The sequence below is a fragment of the Haloarchaeobius iranensis genome, assembly GCF_900103505.1.
GTDB lineage: Archaea > Halobacteriota > Halobacteria > Halobacteriales > Natrialbaceae > Haloarchaeobius > Haloarchaeobius iranensis.
In genome coordinates, this window is the sequence record NZ_FNIA01000026.1 from 15467 (window position 1) to 40443 (window position 24977).

A 24977-nucleotide genomic window follows, 5' to 3' on the forward strand; every position below is an offset into this window, starting at 1 on the left:
CATGAGCGGCAACAACTACAACGACGGCTGGGAACCCGTCACACGGCTCGGTAAGAAGGTACAGGAGGGCGAGATCGACACGATGGAAGCCGCCCTCAACTCCGGGCTCCCGCTGAAGGAGCCGGAGGTAACTGACCAGCTCCTGCCGGGGCTGGAGGACGAGGTGCTGGACATCAACATGGTCCAGCGGATGACCGACTCCGGTCGGCGGGTGAAGTTCCGCTGTGTCGTCGCCATCGGCAACCGCGACGGCTACGTCGGCTACGCCGAGGGGCGTGACGACCAGGTCGGGGCCGCCATCCAGAAGGCGATCGGCATCGCCAAGCTGAACATCATCGACGTGCCCCGTGGCTCGGGCTCCTGGGAGGACCGGAGCACGAAGCCGCACTCGCTGACCCACCGCACGTCGGGCAAGGCCGGCTCGGTCGAGGTCGAACTCATCCCCGCCCCGCTCGGGCTGGGGCTCGCGGCGTCCGACACCGTCCGCAAGGTGCTGGAGCTCGCGGGCATCGAGGACGCCTGGACCAAGAGCTACGGCAACACGCGCACCACGGTCAACTTCGCGAAGGCGACGTTCAACGCGCTGGAGAACGCCTCGCAGTCCCGTCGCGCGCGCCTCCAGTCCGCAGAGGAGGTGGCCGAGTGATGCAGGCCGTCATCCAGGTTCGCGGCGAGGTCGACATGTCCGGCGACATCCAGGATACGCTGGAGATGCTCAACCTGCACCGCGTGAATCACGCCACGCTGGTCCCGGAGACGGAGAGCTACCGTGGCATGCTCACGAAGGTCAACGACTACGTCGCGATGGGCGAGCCCAGCCAGGAGAGCCTGGCGACCGTGCTCGCAACGCGTGGCGAGGTCGAGGCCACCGGCGAGGCACTCACGGACGAGTGGGTCGCCGAGGAGACGGAGTACGGCAGCATCGACGAGCTCGCCGAGGCGCTGCTGGCCGAGGAGACGACCCTCAAAGCCGAGGGTGTCTCGCCGGTCCTGCGCCTGCACCCCCCGCGGAAGGGCCACGACGGCATCAAGCACCCGACGAAGGAGGGTGGCGAGCTCGGCAAGCACACGACCGAGGAGGTCGACAAGCTCCTCGAGGCAATGCGATAACAATGACGAGCAAGAAACGACGCCAGCGCGGCTCTCGCACGCACGGCGGCGGCACCCACAAGAACCGGCGTGGGGCCGGCCACCGTGGCGGCCGCGGCCGTGCTGGCCGCGACAAGCACGAGTTCCACAACTACGAACCGCTCGGCAAGCACGGCTTCAAGCGCCCGCAGGACGTCCAGGACGACGTCGTCGAGATCAACGTCCAGAAGCTCGACGAGGACGCGGTCCTCTACGCGGCAGAGGACCTCGCCGAGCAGGACGGGGACACGTACGTCATCGACGCCCGCGACGTGGTCGACGATGGCTACGACGCCGACGTGGTGAAGGTGCTGGGCGGCGGCCAGGTCCGCAACGAGCTGGCCGTCACCGCCGACGCCTTCAGCGCGAGCGCCCGCGGCCTCATCGAGGAGGCCGGTGGCGAGGCCGTCCTCTCCGAGCGCGCAGAGAGCGCCGAGGAGGACGACGCCGACGACGCGGCCGAGGAGTAACCCGTCGACGCCGTCCGACGCTTTCTTTCGCGTACTCGAACGACGAGTGGCATCGCTGTCGGTGGACTGCCCGCCGTCGTTCGGTGCCGGTCCCGGAGCGCAGTTCGGTCCAACCGGCGGCTTCGCGAATCACGAGTTCTCGCGGCCGCTAGCGCCAGGTGAAATCCTGTCACGCCGACGCCTGCAAAGCGAAGTACATACAAGCATCCACCCGGTTTGTCCCGGTATATGGGTTGGAAAGAAGCCGCCGAACCGGTCCTTACCAGGATGCCATCGGTCCAACGACCGGATGGTCACGTCCCGTTCAAGCGGAAGCTGGGCTGGACCGGCGGCATACTGGTGCTGTACTTCTTCCTCACGACGATCACTGTCTACGGAACACAGCCTGTGGGAACCGGCGGAGGCGACGCGTTCGGACAGTTCCGGTCGATTCTGGCCGGTGCGAACCGTTCGATACTGCACCTCGGCATCGGGCCGATAGTCACCGCGAGCATCGTCCTGCAGCTGCTCGGCGGCGCGAACCTCCTCGGGCTCGACACGGACGACCCCCGTGACCAGATCCTCTACCAGGGCCTCCAGAAGGTGCTGGTGCTGGTGATGACGGTACTCACCGCCGTCCCCATGGTGTTCCTCTCGTCGGGTATCCTCCCGATCGCACCTGGTGCCCAGGAGACCCTGGCTGGCTTCGTCGGCGTCGGTAACGGCTCGATGGCCACCCGGTGGCTCATCTTCGCCCAGATATTCATCGGCGGCGTCCTCATCCTGTTCATGGACGAGATCGTGAGCAAGTGGGGCGTCGGCTCCGGTATCGGGCTGTTCATCATCGCGGGTGTGAGCCAGCGACTCGTCACCGGTTTCATCGCCGTGTTCCGCGACTGGTTCGGCATCGTGACCGGCAGCACGGGCGTCAACGTGTTCACGCAGGCCGGGTTCCAGGACCTGCTGTTCAACCAGGGCCACATCATCGCCCTGATTACCACGCTCCTCATCTTCGCCATCGTCGTCTACGCGGAGAGCGTGCGCGTGGAGATACCCCTGAGCCACGCACGGGTCAAGGGCGCGCGGGGTCGCTTCCCGGTGAAGCTCATCTACGCGAGCGTCCTGCCGATGATCCTCGTCCGCGCGCTGCAGGCGAACATCCAGTTCCTCGGCCGTGGGCTCAGCAGCCTCGGGAGCGCTCCCGCCTGGCTCGTCGAGTACAACGGCAGCGGGCAGGCCATTGGTGGCCTGTTCTACTATCTTGCTCCAGTCCAGCGTCCCAGTGACTGGATCTGGTGGGGCGACCAGACAGGGACAGCAGCTACTGTCGCCGCACAAGAGGGCGTCATCCACGTCATCCTCCGTGTCGGGGTCGACCTCACCTTCATGATCGCCGGCGGTGCCATCTTCGCCATCTTCTGGGTGGAGACGACCGACATGGGCCCGAAGTCGACCGCGAAACAGATCCAGAACTCCGGGATGCAGATCCCCGGCTTCCGCCAGAACGTCGGCGTCATCGAGAAGGTCATGGAGCGCTACATCCCGCAGGTGACCGTCATCGGTGGCGCGCTCGTCGGCCTGCTCGCCGTCATGGCGAACATGCTCGGTACCGTCGGGAGCGTCACCGGCACGGGCCTGCTGCTCACGGTCTCCATCACGTACAAGCTGTACGAGGAGATCGCCGAGGAGCAGCTCATGGAGATGCACCCGATGATGCGCCAGATGTTCGGCAACTAGGCGGCTCCGTCACTTCGATTCGTCATCTCTCGTGTTGACCGCTCTCGTCCAGCGCCAGCTCAGTCGCCGAACGAGCGCGCGAGCCGGAACAGCGGCTCGATGTCGGCTCGCGTGTAGTCCGTCAACAGGCGTTCGAGTTCCGCGAACTCGCGGGTGTCCGTGCGTCCCTCGACGAGCTGGGCGACGTACGCTTCGCCCAGCACCGCCCCGATGTGGACGTCCGTCACCGTCGCGCCGTCAATGGCCGGGTGGTTCCCGACCGGCCCGATATCGTAGTCGGCGTAGTGGGTGGGCGCGACGTGGATCCCCTCCCAACGGCAGACGTCCTCGAGGGCGACCGTGGTGCGCCAGGACTCGAGGCGGTCGGCGTAGGCGTCGACCGCGAGCGGGTTCAGGTCGACGTGGCGGTCGAACAGCGCGTCGATTCGGCCGGTCGCCTCGGGCCACGTCCCGTGTTCGACGGCCCGCTGGGCCCAGCCGCCGAGGTGTATGGCGTCGAACCGGTTACCGTTGTGGGTGAGCACCCCGTCGGCCTCGCGCCCCCGGCACCAGTCGTCGACCCGCCTGAGGAGGTCCGCGGTGGCCTCGACGTTCCAGCCGCCGTCGCGAAAGAGGACGGCCGTCTCCACGGGCGCGTCTGGCGCGGGCTGGTGTCCGAGCCCGACCGCGACGAGCTCGAAGTACTCCGTCTCCCTGAAGTCCGAGCCCTCCGGCGACCGGTTCGGGCTCGCGGTCTCGATATCGACGGCGAGGAGACTGTCGGGGATGGTGCGCATCGCTGTCTTCGTTTGCCGGCCGTCGATATGAACGTGTGGTCGGGGGCGAGTCCAGCGAGTCGTCGCTCGGGACAGGAGACGGCCACGATGCCCGAGGAGGCTTCGAGCATGACGTTCGTGATCTGCAGCCGTTGTCTCAGCCGTCGGCAGCCGGCGCTCCCACGTCCTGCTCGCTCGTCACGTCGGCGAGGAACTCCCGCACCGTCTCGGTGAACACGTCCGGCCGGTCCAGCATCACGCCGTGGCTGGCACCCACAATCTCCTCGACGCGCACGTCGGTCGGGGCTCGCTCCAACTGCTTTGCTTTGCTCGCGATGGCGCCACCGGTACGTTCGCCGTAGGCGTACAGGACGGGAACGTGGAAGTCGGTCGGGCTCGTCCCAACGTACGCCAGCGCAGCGTCCATACACGTTTCCTGGGCCTCCGAGGAGAACGCTTCCCCGGCGTCCTCGGCGTATTCGCTCGTGGTCATTCCGAGCTCCGGTACCTCCTTCTCGGGGCCTTCCTCCATCCCGCCGACTCGCTTGGCGAGGAACTCTAGCACCCGTTCGACCCGGGCTTCGCCGACGACGTCCGCCGCGCGGTCGAACACCGGCTGGAGTCGGAACATGACCCGCTCGACGGTCGTTTCGCCGACGGCAGTCCGCGCGTCGGCGAACACGATGCCACTGACCGCGTCCGGGTACTGAATGGCGTACTCGGCAGCGATGAGCCCACCGTACGAGTGCGCACAGAGCACCGGCTGCTCTATACCGAGCTCGTCGACGAGCGCGTGGAGGTCACCGGCGAGCTGTGAAATCGAGCGCACGGACGCACCAGACCCGGTGGTCTCTCCGTGCCCACGGTAGTCGTAAGCCACTACCTGGTACTCGTCCTCGAGAGCCGTGAGTTGCGGTCGCCACGAGCGGTGATCCCAGCCAAGCCCGTGGATGAACACCACGGGTGGACCCTCGCCGTGGTGCTCGTAGTACGTCTCGACCTCTCCCGTTTCAACATATGGCACAACAGTGTGTGAGCGAATCCCGCTCACTTTAGTGTTGTCTTACTATACATTCTGTTTCAGATATTACACCGGTGGTGTTTATGATTCGGGATACTCCCGTCACGCCGACCGGATGCGAACACCGTACTCGGTCCAGACGGCAACCGCGAGTGCGACCCCGACGAGTAGGAACTCCAGCCAGAGCCACGCCGTCAGATTCAGGTTGGCGAAGTGCGCGCTGAACGACGAGTCCAGTTCGTACGGCGGGGGAGCCAGGAGTGGCCAGGCCAGAAACGTCAGGTACTCGAACTCCAGCCCGACCAGCGACTGTACCGAATCGGCAAAGAGGTGACTCGCGTAGCCGATGCCGAACCCGATAGTGTACGTCCGCCGGTCGCTTCGTCCGGTGGCCCACCACGCGACCCCGAAAACGACGGCGAGTGCGAAAACCGAATGGGCGAGGCTACGGCCCGAGGGGAGGACTGCGACGGTCCATGCGAGTGGTTTGTCGACGAGGTCGGGGAACTGCGTCCCGAAGAGAAGTGCGACGAAGGCGGGTCCGTGTCCGTCGTCGACGGGCATGCTCGCTCGGCCGAGCAGGTATCCGAGAGCTGCATGTCCCCATGGCCACATGGTGTATCCTTGGCTCTGGCCTGCAATTAGGGGTGTCGACTCGAGGCGACCGGAATTTTACCCTTGCCTGATATAGCATGTAATAAATATAATGGCCGATGACCCGTTGTACAATTCGGGGACGAGTATGGAAGAAACAGCATACTGTGAGGCATGTGAAGGTGAGCGAAAGGTAGTCAAGACGGTGGGGTGGCAGGCAGACGTCTGTGCAGACTGTGGGAACGAGATAGAGGGCTGAAACGGGCAGACGACAGGCTCTTGTCGGTTCCGTATAGAGCCTACGCTAATGACGACGGCGCGCCGACAGCGGTTCGTCTCCGCCACCATGGGCTGGTTCCTCGGGAGTGCACTGGTGCTTGCACTCCTCGACTCGTTGGAGTACGAGCTGTTCTTCGTGACGGCGCTCATCGGCTTTCTCGTGGTCGTCGAGCTGACGGCGCCGCTGAACCTCACGCCAGCGTGGCGTGCCCGCCTGAAGTGGCTCATCGGGCTCGGACTGCTGGTCTTCGCGTACGTCGTGGTGCGTCGCATTCTGGCCATTCTGCCGCCCGGGGTGCTATGAATGCGGATCGAACTCCCACAGTACGTCCTGCTGTTTATCGTTGGCCTGTTCGTCGTGAGCCTGCTCTGGGCCGGGAGTACGTCCACGGCGGCCTTCGGCGGGTACAACCCGGCATGGGACGGCTCGCGCGATGCGCGCGTGCTCGCCGACGAAGGCGCGGAGGTGACGGTCCTGCAGGAGACGAGCGGTTACGACTCGCTCCCGGGGGAGAACACGACGGCGGTCGTGCTGTCGCCTTCGGAGTCCTACGACGCGAGCTCGCGTGCACGATTTCGGTCGTTCGTCGAGCGAGGTGGGACCCTCGTCGTTGCGGGCGACTTCGACGGGGGGACGAACGAACTGCTCGCTGCGGTCGGTGCCGAAAGCCGGGTCGACGGACGCGTTCTCCGAGACGAACGGTTCCACGGTGCGTCCCCGGCGCTTCCCGTCGCGACGAACATCTCGGAGAGTCAGTACACTGAGTCGGTCGGCCGCGTCGCGCTCAACTACCCCTCGGTCGTCGACCCCGGGCCGAACGCGACGACAATCGTCGCGAGCTCGAACTACAGCTATCTCGATACGAACGGGAACGACGCGCTGGACGACAGCGAACAGCTGGCGTCATATCCGGTCGTGACGACCGAATCAGTCGGTGCGGGGACGGTGATAGCCGTCTCTGATCCGAGTCTGTTCATCAATACGATGCTCGAGAAGGGGGACAACAGAGCGTTCGCGACGAACCTCTTCGCAGGCGAGACGGTCGCCTTCGATTACTCGCACTCCGCGGGGCTGCCGCCGTTGACAGCGCTCGTCCTCGACCTTCGCAGCTCGGCATTTGCACAGTTCGCGCTGGGGGCGCTCGTGGTTGCTCTCGGAGCCTTGGCGATACGCGAAGATGGCGTGCTCGCAGCGCTGGGCCAGCGTCTCGGGCGCTCCGGCGCGGACTCGACACTGACCCAGCGAGAGGTGCTGACGTTCCTCCGCGACCGGCATCCCGAGTGGGAAGAGGCGCGCGTCGAGCGTCTCGCACAAAGTATTAACCTCCCCTCCCGAAACGAGGGAGATGAACAATGAACCCGGCCGAGGCGTACGAGGCTCTCCGTGATGAGATCGGGACCGTTCTGGTCGGTAACGACGACCTCATCGAACACTTTGCTGTCGCGCTCCTCACGCGAGGCCACGTGCTCCTCGAGGGCGTTCCTGGCGTCGCGAAGACGACAGCGGGCCACGCGTTCGCACGAGCTGTCGGCCTGGACTACAACCGCATCCAGATGACGCCAGACGTCCTGCCGGCTGACGTCACGGGCACGCACATCTATCGCGAGGGCACCGGCTCGTTCGAACTCCAGCGCGGTCCCGTGTTCTCGAACGTCCTCCTCGTCGACGAGATCAACCGTGCGACCCCCAAGACGCAGTCCGCACTCCTCGAGGCGATGCAGGAGGAACGCGTCACCATCGAGGGTGAGACGCTCCCGCTGCCGACGCCCTTCATGACCATCGCGACGCAGAACCCCATCGAGATGGAGGGTACGTTCGAACTCCCGGAAGCGCAACGGGACCGCTTCCAGTTCAAGCTCGTCGTCGAGACGCCGAGCCGGGAGGACGAGCGACGAATCATCGACCGGTTCGACGGCGAGTCGACGCTCGACGCGGAGAGCATCGAGCCGGTCCTCTCACCGTCTACGATCGGCGACCTCAGAGAGCAGGTCGAAGCCGTTCACGTGTCCGACCCGGTGAAGGAGTACATCATCGATGTGGTCCGCGCGGTTCGGGAGGACGAGAACGTCGACGTGGGCGCGTCGCCGCGTGCGGCGCTTGCACTCCTGCACGCCGGAAAAGCCCGAGCAGCCATTCACGGGCGGGAGTACGTCATCCCGGACGACGTCAAGGCGCTTGCGCTCCTGACGCTCCGGCATCGGGTCGTGTTGAACACGGAGGCCGACCTCGGTGGCGTGACATCCAAGTCGGTGATCGAGGCGACGCTCGAGTCGGTCGCACCGCCCGACGTCGCCGACGCCAGCGTCGCGCAACCGGCGGGGGAGTGACCGAACTCCGCTCCGATGTCGTATCGTCGCTCTCTACTGCTGCGCTGGACACGACGTGACCACCTGACGGTCCTCACGGTCGCGGTCTCGATTGCGTTCTTTACGAGCACCGTACTCCTCGTGATGGCGATCTCGGCACAGACGACGGCAATTGCGGCCGAGTTCGACTCCCCGGGAGCCGTCGAGCGCGTCGACGGGGGAGCGGACACGGAGGATGGTGTGTACCTGCCAGCGGGACGCATCGGAGATGATGGTGAGGCAGCGACCGTCGTCGGCGTGACCCCCGCTGATGCCGCTCGTGTCCGCTCCACGACCGGCGTTCAGTTGCCGGGCCCACCGGAGACTGGATTGTCACGCGGGAGCATCGACGCGGCGACGGAAATCGAGATAGCGGGGAGCAGTCCCACCGCGACGATTCCCGTCTCGGTTCGTGCGAATCAACGGACACTCGTCCCGCCGGACTGGTACGTCGGCAACGAGTCGGCCGTTCGCACGTTCGGGGGGACTGGTGGCTACGTCCTCTATAGCGGTGACGGGTCCGGACGGACGTCGGCGACACCCCTTCGCGGTGCGCTGCCGTTCTTCATCACGGCGACGGCCGGACTCCGCCAGCTGTTGCTCGCGACGGCCGTCGGTGTGGGCGTCTTGACCGGTGGCATCGTCTACAGCGTCACACGGATGACGGTCCGTGACAGGGTACAGGCGATTCGCGTGATACGGGCGACGGGTGGGACGAAACGGCGCGTCGTCGGCGACTTCATGGCCAGGTCGGCACTGCTCGTCGGCGTCGGCATCGCGCTGGGCTACGCAGTCGGGCTCATCGGGTCGAACGCTGCCGTCAATATCGCCATCTATGCAGGGCTTCCGACCTCGCTGACCGTGAGTGCGACCGGCGTTGCGGCGTCGATACTCCTCGGTGGCTATGCGATCGTCTTCGCGATTGCGGTCGTCGCGGGTGGACTCGCAACGCGGCCCGTCCTCCGGGCCGAACCCGCCCATATCGGAGGAGATGACCACGCGGGTGGTCGCGGTGGCCGCCTCGCACCGACGCTGCTCGACTGGCGCGTCGTCTGGCCCGCGGCGAGCGCGCTGACGGTGTTTGTGGCCGCTGTACTGCTGCTCGCCGCCGCTGGTGGTGCGCTCGGGCCGCTCGTATCTGGCTCGGGACAGACCGTCTCCGAGCCAACTGCCGTCCACCCTGTCGCGAGCTCGGTCCCGGCGTCGTACGCCGGCGTCTTCGAGTCCGCTGGTGTCCAGGCGAGTCCGGAGATCCTCGCGTTCAGCGTCCTCGATGACCGTGCTGTCCTCGTGAGGGGAGCAGAGTACGATCGGTTCGCGCCGGTCAGCGATGCGACGATGGTCGAAGGACAGGAGCCGACGGGTCGGGACGAGGCTGTCGTCGGGGCTGACCTCGCCGCGTCACTCGGAATCGACGTGGGTGATACGGTGACCGTCGGCGGGAGCACCACACCCGCGTTCACGACGGTGAAGATTGTGGGCAGGTACGAGGCGAGCGGCTACCACGACGACCAACTGCTCGTCTCGCTCCCCACTGCACGCCACCTCACGAACAAGCAACCGGGAGACGTGCACTTCGTCCGGCTCGACGAAGCAATCGGGGGCGAGGACAGCACTCGTGTCGTCGATGTCACGTCACCGTCGCGAGTTGCCGTAGGGGGTCCCGTAGCGGTCAACGTGACGGTGCTGAACCCGACCAGCACCGAGCAGACGGTGACGGTGCCTGCTCGGCTCGGCTCCACAGAGACGACGCTCTCGGCAACTGTTGGCCCGTCGAGTGAGGCGACCCTGACCTGGCGACCACAGGCTCAGCGCACTGGGGAGACCCAACTCCGAGCCGGGGACGAGAGCCGGACAGTCACGGTACTCCCACAGGACGCCGTCACGGTTAGTGGGCTCCCTGAACGAGTCCCCCCGAACGCAACCCTGCAGGTCCACGTCCAGACCCTTGAGGGAGGGCCGGCGAACGCGACTCTCACGGTCGACGAGCGGTCGACGCGAACCGGAGCGGATGGCGTGGCGTTGCTCTCGTTCTCCCGGGAGGGAACGCGGACACTCACCGTACAGCGAGGCTCGTACGAATCACAGGTCGACGTCGTCGTGAGCGAGAACGCGACGCGAGCGCTCACGTATCGCTGGGAGTCGTCGTCCTCGATCACGCCACTGACACAGGCGAGACCGACACTCGTGGTCGATAATCCGTGGAACCGGACCGTCACCGAGACCGTGACAAGCAGTGGCCCAGGCGAGGTCCGCTCTGTTTCGGTAGCGCTCGCTCCCGGTGCCAGTCGTCGGATCGGGCTCGATTTCGGCCGGCTCTCCCCCGGGCAGTACGAACTCGCTGCGGAGGCTCATGGTGAACTGGTCGCGACACAGTCGCTCACGGTCCGAGGCGACCGGCGTTTGGCGTCCGCGATCGCTGCTCGCTCTGGAAGCGCGAGCGGCGGGACCGGCATCGGGACCGCGATCGCCACCGTCTTCGGCAACGTGCAGGTCATCTTCGCCGTGGTGCTCGGGTTCGCCGCCGCGATGTCCATCGCTGGAACGAGTGCGGCCTTCGCGTACGACGTGGATAGAAATGCCTACGCGATCGGCCTCTACCGGACGGTCGGGGCCACGCGAGCACAGGTACTCCGGATACTAGTTGCTGACGCGCTTCGTATCGGTATCGGTGCGACAGGGCTCGCGATGATCTTCGGGTCGGTCAGCGTCCTCGGCGTTCACGAGACTGGGATTCTCAGGCTGTTCGGTGTGAGCATCGCGCCGCAGTTCACCCTGCAGTGGGTTGGCCTGACGCTCGGTGCCTGTCTCGTGCTGACTGTCGTTGGGACGGTCTTGGCGGCTGTTCCGGCGCTTCGTGCCGAGCCACGGACGCTCCTCGACCGAGGTGATGGGTCGTGAACCGTCGGCAGGTAGTGCTCTGTCTGGTCGCTGCATTGCTGGTCGGTCTCGCCCTTCGAACCTGGCCGCTGTGGCACTCACCCCTCCCGTTCAACCCTGACGGGATCGTCTACGCTCGACTCGTGAACGGGACTGTCGCGAGCGGCCAGTTCCCACTCGCGGAGATGGCAACCGACGAACTCGCTTTCACCGCGCTCCTGACGACGGTCTCACACGTGACTGGAATGGAATCACTGTCTCACTCCCAGGGAGTTCTCGCCATCATCGGGACCGTCCCCGTGCTGTTCCTGGCTACTGTCACGGCCCGCGTGAGCAGGCAGGCTGGGATTGGCGCCACGGGAACGCGATACGCGGCCTGTCTCGCGGCGTGGACCCTCGCTATCGAGGGGCTCTACCTGCACCGGTCGATGCCGGTCGACGAGCAGACTGTCGGTCTGTTGCTGGTTCCGCTCGGACTCGTTTCGGTCGTCTACACGGCCGAGCGAGACAGACGGTGGTGGTGGGTTTCGGCTGTGACTCTCGGGGTGCTTCCGGCCGTTCACAACCTCGATGCGTTCGTCATGGCGCTCGCACTTTCGCTTCTCATCGGCATCGCGCTCAGACGCGATCGGCTCGGTTCCCCGAAGCTGTACCTTTCAATCAGCGCTTGTTACTGGCTGTGGTTCGTCGGGTACACACTTCTTGCCGATACACTGACCGCGGCGTCCGTGATCCAGCAGTCCCGCATCAGTGCCGTTCCCGACCTCGTCCTGGCATGGTTACTCCTGATTGCAGTCACGTTCGCCTGGTACGTCGGCCAGCGGGCCCACCTCAAACGGACACTGCTCGCCCTCGTACTCACCGGCTGGTTCGTCATCTTGGCGCTGAACGCGGTCACGCCTATCTTTCCCGGGCTTCCACAGACCAATCCCACCGTCCTCTACGGTATCGCTCCACTGGTCGTGCTCGTCGGGCTCTTCGCGGTCGGTGTCCCGCGGACGCTCGATGGTGACACAGGGACGACGCTGGTCGCGCTCGTTGGAGCAGTCACGGTCGTCGTCGGCATATCACTGACCGCGGCGCTCACTGCGGAGTACCTCAACACGCTCTATCGCGTGCAGACGTTCGCACACTTCCCCGTCGTCGCCATCGCCAGCACAGGAGCTGCACTGGCCGTTGGCCGCCAGGCAGGCGCTATCTCGGCCGGGACCAGTTCACGGTCGGTCGCCGGTGCACTTGCCTGTCTGGTCCTCGCTGCGAGCGTGGCGAGCGTCCCGGTCGCGTACGGCGGCCTCGACGTGCTCTCGTACAAGGGTGTGACGACACCAGCCGAGCTTCGGAGCTCGGGATTCGTGGTTGACCGCGTCGATGACTCGTGGACGGGTGACGACCATTTGGTACGAATCACCCCTTACCACGGCTCGGCAGACGGGCGTGTAGAGCCGACCTACGCCTATCTCACCGGGAGTCCGCCCCCCGGCTGTCCGATGCTCGTTCAACGATCTTGGACGACTGTGGGTGGGCAACTGTATCCACGTGACCCAGCAGCTGTTTCGGAGACACGGTTCGTCCAGTTGCGAGTTGAGCGCAACCTCGTCTATGCATCTGGTGTCGATGACAGAGTTTTCCTTTCGGTTCCCCGAGGCCGTAGCAGCGGCTGTTAGGAGCATCCGAATCCGTGACGAACGCGAGTCAAACCGGCCAGCGGTCGTGACGTGATTCGGACCGGTCAGCTCCGGTCCGCGAGCGTGCTCATGAAGAACGAGCCGAACAGTGTCTGCAGTCCGAGGACGATGAGCGTGAACGCGGCAACGTCGGCCAGCAGAGACGGTAGGGTGCCGTAGCCAGCGGTCACCCACTGGAAGACCGTGTAACCGGCGTAGCCGACACCGACGGTGAACATTCCCAACCCGAGGCCGGCACCACGCTCGAGACTGATGCCGTCGCGTAACCGTTGCGAGACGGGGTCACGTGGCTCCTGGATCGGGTTCGCGGCGATCGACGAGAACACCCCGAAACTCCCGATCTGATACCCGACGATCGTCAGGAGGCTCCCGGCGATCATCGTCCGGATTCCGAAGTTCGCCTGCCCGATAGTGACGCCGCTTCCGGCGAGGCCCATCAGGAAGAGTCCGACGAGCCCCATCAGCAGACCGGGAACGGAGAACAGATAGCCGGGGGCGTTGACCAGCATGAAGCGGACGTGCCGCCAGCCGTCACGGAAGCTCTCGAGTTTTTCTTCTCCCTGGCGCTCGTGGTAGACGATCGGTTGCTCGCCGATTGTGAGATCTCGAGCACCTGCTTCCATGATCATCTCGCTGGCGAACTCCATCCCGTCGGTCTCGAGCCCCATCTCTTCGTAGGCCTCACGGGTGAACACTCGAAAGCCGGAGTGGGCGTCCGAGACACCGGCACTGTAGAACACGTTCAGGAACTTCGTGAGAAGTGGATTTCCGATGTACTGATGCAGAGTGGGCATCGCACCGTCCCTGATTTCGCCCTCCAGACGGCTGCCCATCATCATGTCGACGTCGCCGTTCTTGACCGGTTCAAGCAGGCGCGGTATCTGCTCGAAGTCGTACGTGGTGTCGGCATCGCCCATGACGATGTATTCGCCACGCGTCCGTTCGAACGCGTAGCGATAGGCGTAGCCGTAGCCCTCACCGTCGGGTTCGACGACGATTGCACCGTGCTCACGCGCGAGTTCGGGCGTTCTGTCTGTGGAATCGTCGCTCACGAGGATTTCGCCGGCAAGACCGACCTCGGTGAGCCCGGTCTTGATGCGTTCGATGCACTCGACGATACCCTCCTCTTCGTTCATCGTCGGCATCACGACGCTGATTACCGGCTCCTGTTCGCTTTCTGCACCAAGCAGCAGCTCGTACTCCTCCCCCTGTTCAATCTCTATGTCAGAATCGTTTTGTTTACTGTCGAATTCAGCTTTTGTAGACATTTATCGACCTCGTTCACTCTTTCCGGGATGTAATCGGTGATTGACCACAGTTCACACAGACGTATTGTTCGCTTACTGTCTGCACGACCGGCGCATTGCACGAGATACATTTCAGACGTGATTCACGGACTTGACGCGGATACCGGCTCCCCATTACAAGTACCCATACTCCAATCCTACTAATATGTTGTTGCTATCGATTTATCACCGAAATTGAGCCATTAATATACAAGGTCAGACGGTTGGTCTGTTAGTGTATTATCGTCCGCCGTGGTGATGTCCATACGACCCAGAGGACTGACATTACGCATATAACCTACCGTTACCTCATTATACCTATCAAATTGTGTATTATATTATGTGCATTGAATACTCCTGCCCCGGAACTGGCGGTCGGAATAAAGTACCCGACAACGACAGCGGTGTTAGAGGAGATTAGTATCCGCTATCAGACTCTCCGTCAATGCTTGAATCGAGGCCAGCAGTGTAACCAGTTCTGAGTCACTCCCGCTGTTCTGAACCCCCGCGAAGATGAAGTTCCGCCGTCTGACCGCGTGGCTGAAGTTGAAGAAGGAGCCACGGTCTGTGATTTGTGACGCGAGTTGTTCGGTCTCGTCTTCGGATTGAAAGCGATATACCGCAACTGCATAGCCGGCATCTCCGTCCGGTGTGTACGTACCAGCAATCCCCGCTTCGGCACCGACACCGGCGCCGACCTCGCGAGTGTTGGTCCGTTCCCAGTTCTCCGGTGGTTCAGGAAGTAACTCTGCCGGCGACGCATCCGCGTCTGGTGGAGACGGCTTCCCGCTCTCGCCTGTACAACCTGCAAGGCCGGTAAGGATCGCGATGCCCCCCGTGGAAACGAACGTGCGACGGTTCACAAAGGTTGATAGATTAACAGTTATAAAAAAGCAAGGGAACCATCATCTCCTTCTTCAGTCCATCGAATGTATCCGCCGGTACGTGATGGGGCGGAGCCGATCGGCGGCAACTCATAAGTATATTGATCAAGAAATAGCCACGCAATGGCCTGGCTGCATCCAATCACGATAATCGGTATCCTCGCAGGTGTACTCGCCGCTTTGACGATGGGGAGCCTCTACACCAGTCGGTTTCCGTCCGAAGAGCTTCCGTCGGCGACCTTTCTGGCCAGGTTATTCGGTGGTGAGGCGGACCAGTACGAAGCCGGGGGTGTCGTGTTGTTCGTGGCGTACGGAGGCCTGGTCGGCGGGCTGTATCCGTGGCTGTTCCATGGCTTGCTCGGACTGTCGGGCAAGTGGATTGCCAGCTTGCCCTACACCATGCTGACCGCATTGGCGTTCGGCATCGTTCTGACCGGTCCGTGGACGGTACTCCGGGTGGTCGGCCTCGTCGACCCCCCGTACCGTCCGGTCGATGGGTTCGACGACGAACAGGCGGACAGATACATCACGATGGCTGGCCTACACCTGGTGTACGGACTGATTCTCGGGTTCCTCGTCGGGCTCTCCCGCCCGTTCTGGTATCCGATTATAGGGCTGTGACGAGTGTCGTAGGGCACCGTGGGAGACTCGTCTCCGAAAGGGAGAACCAGTCAGCAGGGGCTTCGGCCGTGACGGACATTGCTCCCAGCCCCCGAGTCTCAAACGGGCACTTGCGGCCTTCCGTCCTGTCCGCCGGTGTCCGCGGGTGAAGGAATCGAGACCGACTCGTTAGTAGCCGAGACGTTGACCCAGAGATGGAGCTCGCGGTAGGCGTTGTCCACAGTCGGATTTGCTGGAGGTGACCCTCGATACAGGAGGAAAACGACCCGCAGGTTCTCCCCGGTGAACGTGGGCTGAATCGGGACGTTCCGCGTCGCGTTCTCACCCCGAGGGACAGTCGTCGTGTATCGCTCGAGTTCGGTCTCTTCGAGCACTGAGATGTTGGTTCTGTTGTCGACGAGCTCGACCCGTTGGAGCGACGTCACCACGGTGTACTCCGTCTGTTCACCTTCGTGATTCCCGATGCCGACGACGACCGGGCGCTGTTCGCCGACGGTGTAGTTCGTCGGGTAGTCGTCGGCGACGAGGTCGCCGCTCTCGTTCTCGGTGAGAACGTAGAACTCGGAGAACTGCTCGCCCTCTTTCGGCACGGCGACCGCGTAGCCCACACTGGCGGTCGCGAGGAGGATAGACGCGACGAGGAGGACGTTCAGTACGGCGTCACCACGGCTATCTGGTTCGAGGAACTCGTCGCGACCGGCCGCGTACCACTCACGATACGGCACCTCGAAGCGGTCTTCCGTCGGCAGTTGCTGTCGACGCTGGGCAGCGACGGCGATGCAGACGAGCGTGAACGCGTCCAGGCTGACGACGATCGGGACGAGCCGGATTCCGAAGGGCGTGAAGTTCAGCACGAGCCCGATGAGCGGAACGAGTGCGATGCTGAGGCCGAACGAGAGTGCGACGCGTTCGATGCCGTCGATGCCGCTACGGGACGTTTCGGGGTCGTCGACATCGTACTCCTCGGTACTGTCATCCTCGGCGGTTGCCGGCGACGACCCGTCCTCCGGGAACAGTGCAGTGATGAACGCGTAGCCCGGAACGAACAGGACGAACGGGAGTCCGAGCACCACCCTGAGTGGCGTCTCGTTGACCACTGGGAGAAACACTGCGAGGGTAGTGAGGACGACCAGGACAGCGGTCGCTGCGAGGTCGGCAGGGAGCGTCCGTACTGGTCGCGGGATTGCCAGCCACCAGTCGGGTACGTCCCCCATTGGAGGATGCTATCTCTGTCCGATAATTAAGTGGTTCGGTTGTTGCACCGGCCGAGACGGTGGGCACTCAGTCGTCGCCTGGGTCGGAGGCTGGCCCGCTCTGGATAGTCTTCGCGACACGGACCGCCGCCTTGTAGGCGGTCGCCGCACTGGATTCGTCGACCGGTTCCTCGGCGAAGGCCGCGTGCTCGTACACCTCGACGACCTGCTGGAGGTCGTCCGCGACAGACGGGAACTCGTCGACCACCGCGCGGTAGAACTCCCAGTGGGTCGCGTTCTCGGAGAGGTCTCCCAGCGTGGACACGACGTCACGCAGCGTGCCATACGACGCGCGGACGAGCGAGGCGGCGCTCTGGTCCCTGGCAGACTCGATGCGGTCCGCGACCGAAGGAATCTCGCCGTCGTCGGACGACCCCGTTGCGGTCTCGGTCGGTGTTGCATCCCCCGTTGCGGTGCTCCCCCGCCGACGGTTGCGGAGGACGACGACGCCAGCCCCAAGCAGCAGGACAGCGCCACCCAGGAGCGGGACGAGGGTACCGAGCGGCACGCCGAAGAGACCTGTGGCTGGGCCCGAACTGCCCCCGTCGCCACCCGAACCCGAGCCACCGGCCTCCGCACCGGAGCCGTCGCCCCCCGTCGCGAGGTCAGCCCGGGTCCGCGCCGAGCTGTTGGCCAGGTTGGTGCCCCGGCCGTCAAACAAGACCTGGACTGCGACGCCGTCCGTGACTGCCGGCCGGTCGATGGTCGTCGCGAAGTCGCCGGCCGCACTCGTCCGGGCCGTCGTCACGAACTCGCCGCCGACGTAGACCCGGACCTGTTGGTCGGGGAGCGACACGCCGCCGGCCGTCGTGAGCTGCCCCGAGACGCTGAGCGCGTCGTCCGACCCCGACGCCTCGACACGTAGGTCCGTCGGCGTCTCCGTGACGGAGAGCGTCGTTGTGGTTGCGTTCCGTTCGATGGCCTGGTCGGGCTGTCCGGCACGAACCACGACATCGACCTCGCCGGTCGGGACCGATGCCGGGAGTGCCGCCGTCGTCACGAACGACCCGTCCGGTGCGGTGCGCGTCGACGCCAGTCGTCGGCCGTCGACCAGCAGATCGACCGGACCCCCACCGACGGGCGTGCCGTTCACCGAGACCTGGCCTGCGACGCGGACCTCGTCCCCGAACCCGGCTTCTTGGCTCCGGTCGGAGAGCGTCACCGTGGGGCTCTCCGCCAGCACCGTCACGTCGACCGACGCGTTCGAGCCCAGGTACAGCGACGTGGACTCCGGGACGTAGGTCACGTTCAGCCGCGTGTCGCCGACCGGAACGGTCACTGGCCGGTAGGGCAGCGAGACTGAGCCGTTCGGCCCGACTGCGACGGTTCGACTCGTCCCCGCGACGGTGAACTGCACTTCAGACGGGAGTGTTTCGTTCCCCGCGACCCGGAGCTCGCCGCGCAGTTCGACCGGTCGCGTGAACGACGTCCTCGTCCGGTTCGGTCGGACGACGAGTGTCGTCCGGACGAGTTCTGCCCCTCTGATTTCAGCGGCTTGCGACGTGGTGTTCCCGGTCACACCGTCGAACCGTTGGATGGTCCCCGAGAAGTCCTGTCCGGTCTGGTTGCCAAGCCGCCGGTAGTTGTCAGTGAGATTTCGGTTCTGCCCGCGCAACCTCTCGGCGAGGGTGTCCAGCTCTCGCGCCAACTCGCGGGCTCGCGCTTCGTTGCCGTTCGCCTTCGCCGTCTGGTACTCCTCGTAGGTCTCCTCGTAGGCTTCCGCGGTCTCGGCGAACGCACGCTGTGTCTCCCGGGTCTCGGTCAGCGTGTCGGCCGTCTCGTCGTCGACCTGCGCGTCCGTCTCGCCAGCCACGTCGACGTACTGGGCGAGCAACCCATCGTACTCGTCGCCGACGAGTGAGCGCCCGCGTTCGTACTGTCCCTGACTGATCTGGACGCTGCTGTCCCGCAATGATGCGGCCATCCGACCCGACAGCCAGCTCTTTATGGCGCCGAGATCGCCATCTTCGCCGACCGTATCCGGATCTCGGTGCTGGACCGTCGTGTTGTTCCCGGTGTCGTCATCCGGGCCCTCCTGCAGCGGTGTCAGCGGAGTGGACGAAGCTGCCGCGGTCGCGTCGGAGATCGGCCCATCGGCTCCCACCACACCCACCACCGGCACCGCGAGGAGGAGCACACAGAGCGCGAGTGCCCGGGCAGGAGCTGTCATGCTTGTCTGAGGGTGGGTACGTCCCCGGTAAACGTCTTTCGGCATCGACAGGTTCGGTGGAACGCTATCGCATCCTCCGATGCGCTCACACGTGAAAGCCAAAGGGTTGAATGTGGTCCACTGGGTCGGGTGAGATGATGCAGCCGACTCGGCGGTGTCTCGCAGTCCTCGGGGTCGGGAGTACCCTCGCCGCGCTGGCGGTGCTTCTGCAGTCGACGCTCTACCTCTACGGCGCGCTCGGCGTCGGAGCGTGGGTCGTCGCCGAAGCGGTCTCGTTCGCCCGGACCGTCAGGACCGTGGTCCGTGAGACCGAGACGACACAGACGCTCTCCGAGCCGACGACGAGCGTCGAGCGGCCGCTGGAGTCCCGAGTGACGATCGCCGATGGCGGCGTTATCCACGGTGTGACCGGCGTCGAACTGTCCCCGCCACTGGTCGCCACACACGTTGAGGGAGCCGAGCGCATCGACGTTACCCAGCCCAGCGCCACGTACAGCGTCGCCGGCGTCTACGAGTTCGACGTCGCCGGGACGTTCGAGTTCGGGCCCGCGACCGTCTCCCTCGCGAGCGCCCAGGGGCTGTTCACCGAGCGCGCGCCGGTCGGAAACGCCGTGTCCTGTACCGTGGACCCGAGCACGCCGACCGACATCGCGGTCGGGCAGGGAGGAAACCGTATCAGCCTCGGCGTGGGCGAACACGACGCGGAGATCGGTGGCAGCGGATTCACGCTCGGCGAGCCCCGGCAGTACGTGACCGGGGACCCGCAGGGACTCATCGACTGGAAGACGACCGCCCGGCAGGGAGAGCCCTACGTCCGTGAGTACGAGGCAGCAGGCGAGCTCGAGACGCTGCTCTTCGTCGACCACCGGCACAGCACGGCCGTGGGTCCGGAGGGACGGCGCGCGGGCGACTATCTCAGGTCCGTCGCCCGCTGGCTCGTCGACTACGCTCGGGACCGTGACGACCCGCTCGGGTTCTCGGCGATCGGAGAGGAGGGCCCGACGGTGTACAGTCCGCCCAGCTCCGGGACCGCACAGTACCGCCGTATCGCCACCCAGATTTACGACCTCTCGCCCACCGATGCGGGTGAACGCTCGACGCAACGACCGTTCACCGAACTCGACGCCAGCAGCCTCGACGGAGACGATGTGTTCGACCGCGTCCTCTCGTCGTTCGCCGAGCAACGACCCGGCTACGTCGAGCAGGTCACCGAGGACCCCTTGTTCGACACCGTCCGGTCCACTGTCGCGCGGACGCGCGGCGATCCGTGGGTTGTCCTGGTGACGACGGACGCGAACCAGGCGGAACTGACCGAGACCGTCCGCGCCAGTCGCAAGCGGGCGGCACACGTCACCGTCTTCGTCGCGCCGCAGGTCCTGTTCGAGGAGGGAGCACTCGCCGATCTCGAGGCAGCCTACGAGCAGTACACGGCGTTCGAGGAGTTCCGCCGTCGCCTCGTCAGCGAGCACGTCGACGTCTTCGAGGTCGCGCCAGGTGAGCGACTCGACGCCGTCCTCGCCAGTTCCGGGACGGGCAGGGAGGTGCGCCGATGAACACGCCACCACTGGTCCCGACAGTCGCACTCGGTGTGGCCAGCCTCGGGTTCGCACTCGCTGGCCCTACGGGGCTGCTCGTCGGACTCGGCGTGCTCGCGCTGTCTCTCGTGCTTCCCTGGCCGCTCCCGTTCGCGCTGGGACAGGTCGGCGCTGCCGTCGTGTTCACCGAGCCATCACTTGCAACGCCGTTCCTCGTCGTCCAGGGCGGCCTCTGGTTCGCACTCCTGCTCTCGCAAGCTGTCACCACGGAACGCACGGGGACGCACGGGCTCGTCGTCGCTGCGGCAGTCACGGGTGGGTTGCTCGCCGGAATCCACTACCTGGCCGCAGGCTCGCTCCTGGGTGCCACTGGTGTCGTCGCCGTCGTGATTGCAGCAGTTCTTTATGGGGTTCACCGATACGAACGAGTAACCGCAGGGCTGGTCACGCGATGAGTGAATCACAGGCGGTGGAGACGCCATCAGGGGACGAAGACGCGGCCCGCGAGGCGGAGCTGTCGCTACTCCGCACCGAGAACGAGCGCCTCCGACGGGAACTCGAACGGAGCACGCGGACGACGTACCGTCGCACCGCGCTCGCGCTTCTCGTCGTCGGGCTGGCGAGTGCGCTCGCTGGCCTTGTGCTCCCCGCTGCACGGACCGTGCTCGTCGTCGTCGGGTCGATCGGCGTCTTCAGCGGCATCCTCACCTGGTACCTCACCCCTGAACGCGTGCTCTCCGCCTCGGTGGTGGCATCGGCGTACGATGCCCACGCCGAGACGCTCACCGCCCTCCAGTCCGAACTCGGGCTTCGAGCGGCCCACGTCTACCTTCCCGACGAGGAACGCGTCGGTGGTGCAGCCCTCTTTCTCCCCCGTCACGCCGACTACGATGTCCCCGAGGCAACCGACCGACTGTTCGTGACGACGGGGACTGAAACCGCACGTGGCGTCGTCATCCAGCCGACGGCTGCCATCCTCGCTCGGTCGCTCGACCAGTCACTCGGTGGCGACCTTGGTCCCGGGCGGCTCCCCACCGTCCTCTCCGACGCCATCGTCGAGCAGTTCGAGCTCGTGACCGACGCGACGGCGGAACGCGAAGGTGACACGCTCACCATCGAGGTCGATGGCCTCGCCATCGACGGTCTCGAGCGCCCCGACCACCCGGTCGTTTCCCTGTGTGCGGTGGCCACCACACAGGCAGTCGATGGGGCGGTGCAGGTCGAGAGCGTGAGCGAGTCGGACGGTCGAGTGACGATTACGTGGTGACGGTCGGGAGTCCGAATGTGGTCCCGGCCGTCGAGCAGCCCGTTCCGTGTCCTGAACCGCCAGCATAGTAGTGTATTTCCAGCCCAGTACGATGGTCACGAGTTCACTCCACACGTCACGGTTCTCGTCTGCCAAATCGGAGTGATTCAATCGGCCGTAAGCTGGGACAACCGTGAGAGGCTGGAATATTCCAATCCGATCCGCTGGGGTCCCGTGAGTTCTTTCCAGCGACACAGTCGAACTCCAGCGGCTGATTGGCAGACTCGCAGTGTTGCTGTGCGGAATCGGCTGTACACTTTCGCTCTGAGGTTCGTCCTCGCCACTTGCGTGGCCCTTGCAGAGAGATTTGTCTGAATCCATCTCCACAATTGGGCTGAAGCGGTTTGCGGACCGCAGCGTGCTCTAACGATTCGCTAAACTCCTAGAGTTTGTTCCACAATCGGCCTGAACATCCGCAAGTAGCGCTGTACTGTCGTTTGTGAACTTGTTGTGGAGGGTTTATCGAGCGCGGTGTCGATGTGCGAGGGAGTTCCCAATTTCGTCGAAACCGGGTGACAGGGAGCGCAATGGATGGATTCTATGGTTGGTTGACGGGCGTGAACTGTCGTAGCGAGTGGGCTATTCGAGATGTCCGAGTTTCCACAACCGGTCGCTGTCTTGCGGTTTTGTCTGAGACGCGAGTTCGGGGGGAGGACTACAGGCTTCATACGAGCGTTCGATGCTGCTGTTTCGATGGTTTTCGGCCGTCTCATGGTTCATTAGCTGCTATCTGGGGTCCAAGGAATCGCCCTCTGATTGGGGTTCCTCCGGTTCCACACTCACCGTCATCACAGCGAGAGCGTGCTTCTTGCGGGTGTTGAGGCCGATTGTGGAATGATGCAGACCGAACTAGCGAGGCTATCGGAGGTTGTCAGTGCGTTTCACGGCACTACTCCGATCGTGGAAGATCAGTCGCCGTGGCGGACACGTTGTTACTGGCTGCTCGATGGGTGACCACACAGCTGGGTAGCGAGAGAGAGTCGCGAGCGTGCCAGCAGTGATGGGCACCGTTGCGAGCGGTGGTGGAGCATGTGTTCTGTCTGGGCGACCAGCGTTCGTCACCAGGGCAGTAGTGTGAGGGGTGCGCAATCATGTGGTCGGGGGTGGTCGCACCAGCGCCGCGTCAGTGATTCACCGGGACGGCTCTTCGAGCAGGGTATCGCGCACGTACGTGAGGGGGTAGATGGCAGTGAGTCCGGGGGTGTCGATACTGAACTGCCGTGGGGGCGTCGACGAGCTGTAGGACTTCTCGACGCGGGGCTCACCCTCGGGCGGGTCGTTCAGGACGGAGAGGAGTTCGTGGCACGCACGTCGGACGGGAACGACCCAGATGGCTTCATCGACGCCGGACTCAGCCATCTTGTCGTAGTCCTCTGGGACAGCACGCTGCACATCGTGATTCAGGTGTTCGGCTTCTGCAGCGACGAGGATCTCACCGTCTTCGTCGACGCCAGCCAGGTCGAGGCGTCGGCCTTCGTCGATATCGTGGTACGGGATGATCTCGACGACGGGTGACTCGGGGTCCGCGGCGAACGCTTGTTCGAGGTACTGTCGAGTCGTTTCGATCATGAGGACGTGCAGACTCGACTCCTCGAGGTCGCCCGCACCGTGACCGTAGTCGACGCCCTGTCGGTAGCTCTCGCCGATTACGGTCCGTCCCTCGGGCGAGACGGTGAACAATCGGTGTGGGTGGTCCCCATCGTGCCGGACCAGGTCGGTGTCGATGAGATCCTGCACGTCGCCACTGTCGATACCAACGTACTCCTGCAACCGGATCATCGAGTCATAGAGGAGGTCGTATTCCAGGGTATCGTACCGCAACTGCTGGGCGTTGTACACCGCCTGCATGAAAAACAGCTGCTCCGTGGACCACTCCGAGACGGCGCGCTCCTCCGGCGTGAGCTTCAGGTTGAGGTTGCAGACCGGGATGTCGTCCCTGTCGACCTTGTCGAGCGACGAACAGCACGAGATAGCGCGCTCCATCCCCGTGATATCAGGGTCGTAGCGGTTCTGGCACTCTGTGCAGCGGAGCGCGTGGATCGACTCCTCGTAGTCGACGGTCGACGGCATGCGCTGTGTGTACGGGAGTGCGGAGTCGACGCGCACGCTCTCGTCGACGGACGCCGTGTCTTCAGCGTCGTCTGTGGACTCTTCAGTGTCGGCCGTCCGGACACTCGGCGAGCCCAGGACGAGCCCCGCGGTCTCCAGCGTCCGCTCGTGGACGTCGAGCTTCGCGTCCTGGAACGCCCACTCCTCGGACCGGCTCGGCGTGGGGTCGTGGGCAGGGTGCCCCGCGGGCGGCGCGACAGACTCGACGGTGAACGGTCGCGGTTCCGGCTGCCCGTACGCCGCAGGGAGCTTCACGAGCCACTGGCCGCGCTGGAGCGCCCGAAGTCGGTTTCCGACGTCTCTCGCGTCCATGTCGTCCGTGGCCAACCGGGCGGCCAGTTCCCGATCTCGCGGGACGTTGCCCGCGACCACTGTGGAGACGTTGTTCAGGAGCTCGTCGTAGATCCGTCTGTCCGCTTTGAGCTGGGCGGGGAACTGCATCGCGAGCGTGACCGCACAGCCGAAACTCCGTGCCTGCGCGAGCAGCTCCTGCAGGAGGTCTGAGTCGGCGACGCTCGCGGCCTCCTCGATGTAGAGGTTCGCCAGGGGTGGGTCGCCGTCGCTCCTGTTCAGTCGACGCCTGAGCGCCGTCCAGAGGTTCGAGAGGACGAGCAGCGTGAGCACGCGCTGGGCGGCCGGACGCAGCGATCCAGTATCGAGGATGACGACGACGTTCTCGTCGAGGTAGTCGACGAGGTCGAAGTGCGGGTCGCCCTCTTCGGGAACGTGGTCGAATATCGCGGCGAGTCGCTGGTCGATGGGGATCTTCTCGATGCGGTTCGCGACCCCCTGCATGATCTCGTCGAACGACCGGGCGCTGTTCGCCGTCACGCCGGCGAGCATCTTCTCCAAATCCGGGTCGGAGACTGCGGGCGCCGTCTGTCGCTCGTGAAGCTGCCGGAGCGCAGCATGGAGGTCCCGGTGGGAGAACGCATCGTC

At 64.7% G+C, this 24977-nt stretch carries 20 protein-coding genes and 1 pseudogene; 13 read left to right on the top strand and 8 right to left on the bottom strand.

Annotated features, from left to right (window positions below):
- Position 1 precedes the first annotated feature (1 nt).
- From BLT27_RS16425 to secY, 4 genes are all read left to right on the top strand, one after another.
- Positions 2-646: a 30S ribosomal protein S5 gene (locus tag BLT27_RS16425; protein WP_089735859.1), complete on the top strand. Its 645-nt coding sequence runs from the start codon at positions 2-4 to the stop codon at positions 644-646.
- A complete protein-coding gene (gene rpmD, locus BLT27_RS16430; RefSeq protein ID WP_089735861.1) occupies positions 646-1110 on the top strand; it encodes a 50S ribosomal protein L30 in 465 nt (154 codons plus the stop codon). Before BLT27_RS16425 ends, rpmD begins: the two co-directional genes overlap by 1 nt.
- Positions 1111-1112: 2 nt before the next feature.
- Positions 1113-1598, top strand: coding sequence for an uL15m family ribosomal protein (locus tag BLT27_RS16435; RefSeq protein WP_089735863.1), 486 nt, complete (start codon positions 1113-1115; stop codon positions 1596-1598).
- A gap of 228 nt (positions 1599-1826) precedes the next feature.
- Positions 1827-3314 carry a preprotein translocase subunit SecY gene (gene secY / locus BLT27_RS16440; RefSeq protein ID WP_089735865.1) on the top strand — a complete coding sequence of 496 codons (1488 nt, stop codon included), beginning with the start codon at positions 1827-1829 and terminating at the stop codon, positions 3312-3314.
- A 59-nt stretch (positions 3315-3373) separates the two neighbouring features.
- Here the strand turns inward: secY and BLT27_RS16445 are convergent, their stop codons facing one another.
- The 3 genes from BLT27_RS16445 to BLT27_RS16455 form a co-directional block, all read right to left on the bottom strand.
- On the bottom strand, positions 3374-4090 hold the full coding sequence (locus tag BLT27_RS16445; RefSeq protein WP_139172373.1) for a hypothetical protein: 717 nt from the start codon (positions 4088-4090) through the stop codon (positions 3374-3376).
- 136 nt (positions 4091-4226) lie between these two features.
- Positions 4227-5093, bottom strand: coding sequence for an alpha/beta fold hydrolase (locus tag BLT27_RS16450; protein ID WP_175526497.1), 867 nt, complete (start codon positions 5091-5093; stop codon positions 4227-4229).
- Positions 5094-5192: 99 nt separating this feature from the next.
- On the bottom strand, positions 5193-5705 hold the full coding sequence (locus BLT27_RS16455) for a metal-dependent hydrolase (RefSeq protein ID WP_089735870.1): 513 nt from the start codon (positions 5703-5705) through the stop codon (positions 5193-5195).
- A 286-nt stretch (positions 5706-5991) separates the two neighbouring features.
- Here BLT27_RS16455 and BLT27_RS16460 point away from each other — a divergent pair, with 286 nt between their 5' ends.
- The 5 genes from BLT27_RS16460 to BLT27_RS16480 all read left to right on the top strand — a co-directional run bounded on the left by BLT27_RS16460 (position 5992) and on the right by BLT27_RS16480 (position 12853).
- Complete coding sequence (locus tag BLT27_RS16460; RefSeq protein WP_089735872.1) at positions 5992-6267, top strand: DUF8044 family membrane protein; 276 nt, start codon at positions 5992-5994, stop codon at positions 6265-6267.
- A complete protein-coding gene (locus BLT27_RS16465; protein WP_089735874.1) occupies positions 6268-7320 on the top strand; it encodes a DUF4350 domain-containing protein in 1053 nt (350 codons plus the stop codon).
- A complete protein-coding gene (locus BLT27_RS16470; RefSeq protein WP_089735876.1) occupies positions 7317-8291 on the top strand; it encodes an AAA family ATPase in 975 nt (324 codons plus the stop codon). The genes BLT27_RS16465 and BLT27_RS16470 overlap by 4 nt, the downstream gene beginning before the upstream one ends.
- Positions 8292-8414: 123 nt before the next feature.
- The gene (locus BLT27_RS16475) at positions 8415-11210 is read left to right on the top strand and encodes an FtsX-like permease family protein (protein WP_175526498.1); all 2796 of its coding nucleotides are present in this window, start codon (positions 8415-8417) and stop codon (positions 11208-11210) included.
- Complete coding sequence (locus BLT27_RS16480) at positions 11207-12853, top strand: hypothetical protein (RefSeq protein WP_139172374.1); 1647 nt, start codon at positions 11207-11209, stop codon at positions 12851-12853. The genes BLT27_RS16475 and BLT27_RS16480 overlap by 4 nt, the downstream gene beginning before the upstream one ends.
- A 65-nt stretch (positions 12854-12918) precedes the next feature.
- Here BLT27_RS16480 and BLT27_RS16485 read toward each other — a convergent pair whose 3' ends face one another.
- Positions 12919-14142, bottom strand: a complete 1224-nt coding sequence (locus BLT27_RS16485; RefSeq protein ID WP_089735882.1) for a glycosyltransferase family 2 protein — start codon at positions 14140-14142, stop codon at positions 12919-12921.
- A 425-nt stretch (positions 14143-14567) separates the two neighbouring features.
- Entirely contained in the window at positions 14568-15023 is a 456-nt protein-coding gene (locus BLT27_RS19315) for a hypothetical protein (protein ID WP_139172375.1), read from the bottom strand.
- Between the two features lie 144 nt (positions 15024-15167).
- On the opposite strand from BLT27_RS19315, the gene BLT27_RS16490 reads away from it, so the two are divergent.
- Positions 15168-15665 (top strand): hypothetical protein, encoded by a 498-nt coding sequence (locus BLT27_RS16490; protein ID WP_089735883.1) that lies wholly within the window; start codon positions 15168-15170, stop codon positions 15663-15665.
- 98 nt (positions 15666-15763) lie between these two features.
- On the opposite strand, the gene BLT27_RS16495 is transcribed toward BLT27_RS16490, so the two are convergent.
- Together BLT27_RS16495 and BLT27_RS16500 are read right to left on the bottom strand one after the other, a co-directional pair.
- A complete protein-coding gene (locus tag BLT27_RS16495) occupies positions 15764-16879 on the bottom strand; it encodes a DUF1616 domain-containing protein (protein ID WP_089735885.1) in 1116 nt (371 codons plus the stop codon).
- A 67-nt stretch (positions 16880-16946) separates the two neighbouring features.
- The gene (locus tag BLT27_RS16500; protein WP_175526499.1) at positions 16947-19088 is read right to left on the bottom strand and encodes a DUF4129 domain-containing protein; all 2142 of its coding nucleotides are present in this window, start codon (positions 19086-19088) and stop codon (positions 16947-16949) included.
- 134 nt (positions 19089-19222) lie between these two features.
- On the opposite strand from BLT27_RS16500, the gene BLT27_RS16505 reads away from it, so the two are divergent.
- The 3 genes from BLT27_RS16505 to BLT27_RS16515 are packed head-to-tail and all read left to right on the top strand — an operon-like array spanning position 19223 to position 21890.
- Positions 19223-20641, top strand: a complete 1419-nt coding sequence (locus tag BLT27_RS16505) for a DUF58 domain-containing protein (protein WP_175526500.1) — start codon at positions 19223-19225, stop codon at positions 20639-20641.
- A complete protein-coding gene (locus tag BLT27_RS16510) occupies positions 20638-21078 on the top strand; it encodes a DUF8163 family membrane protein (protein ID WP_139172376.1) in 441 nt (146 codons plus the stop codon). The genes BLT27_RS16505 and BLT27_RS16510 overlap by 4 nt, the downstream gene beginning before the upstream one ends.
- Positions 21075-21890, top strand: a complete 816-nt coding sequence (locus BLT27_RS16515) for a DUF7982 domain-containing protein (protein WP_089735893.1) — start codon at positions 21075-21077, stop codon at positions 21888-21890. Before BLT27_RS16510 ends, BLT27_RS16515 begins: the two co-directional genes overlap by 4 nt.
- A 1170-nt stretch (positions 21891-23060) precedes the next feature.
- Here the strand turns inward: BLT27_RS16515 and BLT27_RS16520 are convergent.
- A pseudogene (locus BLT27_RS16520) lies at positions 23061-24977 on the bottom strand (hypothetical protein); the annotation flags it as partial.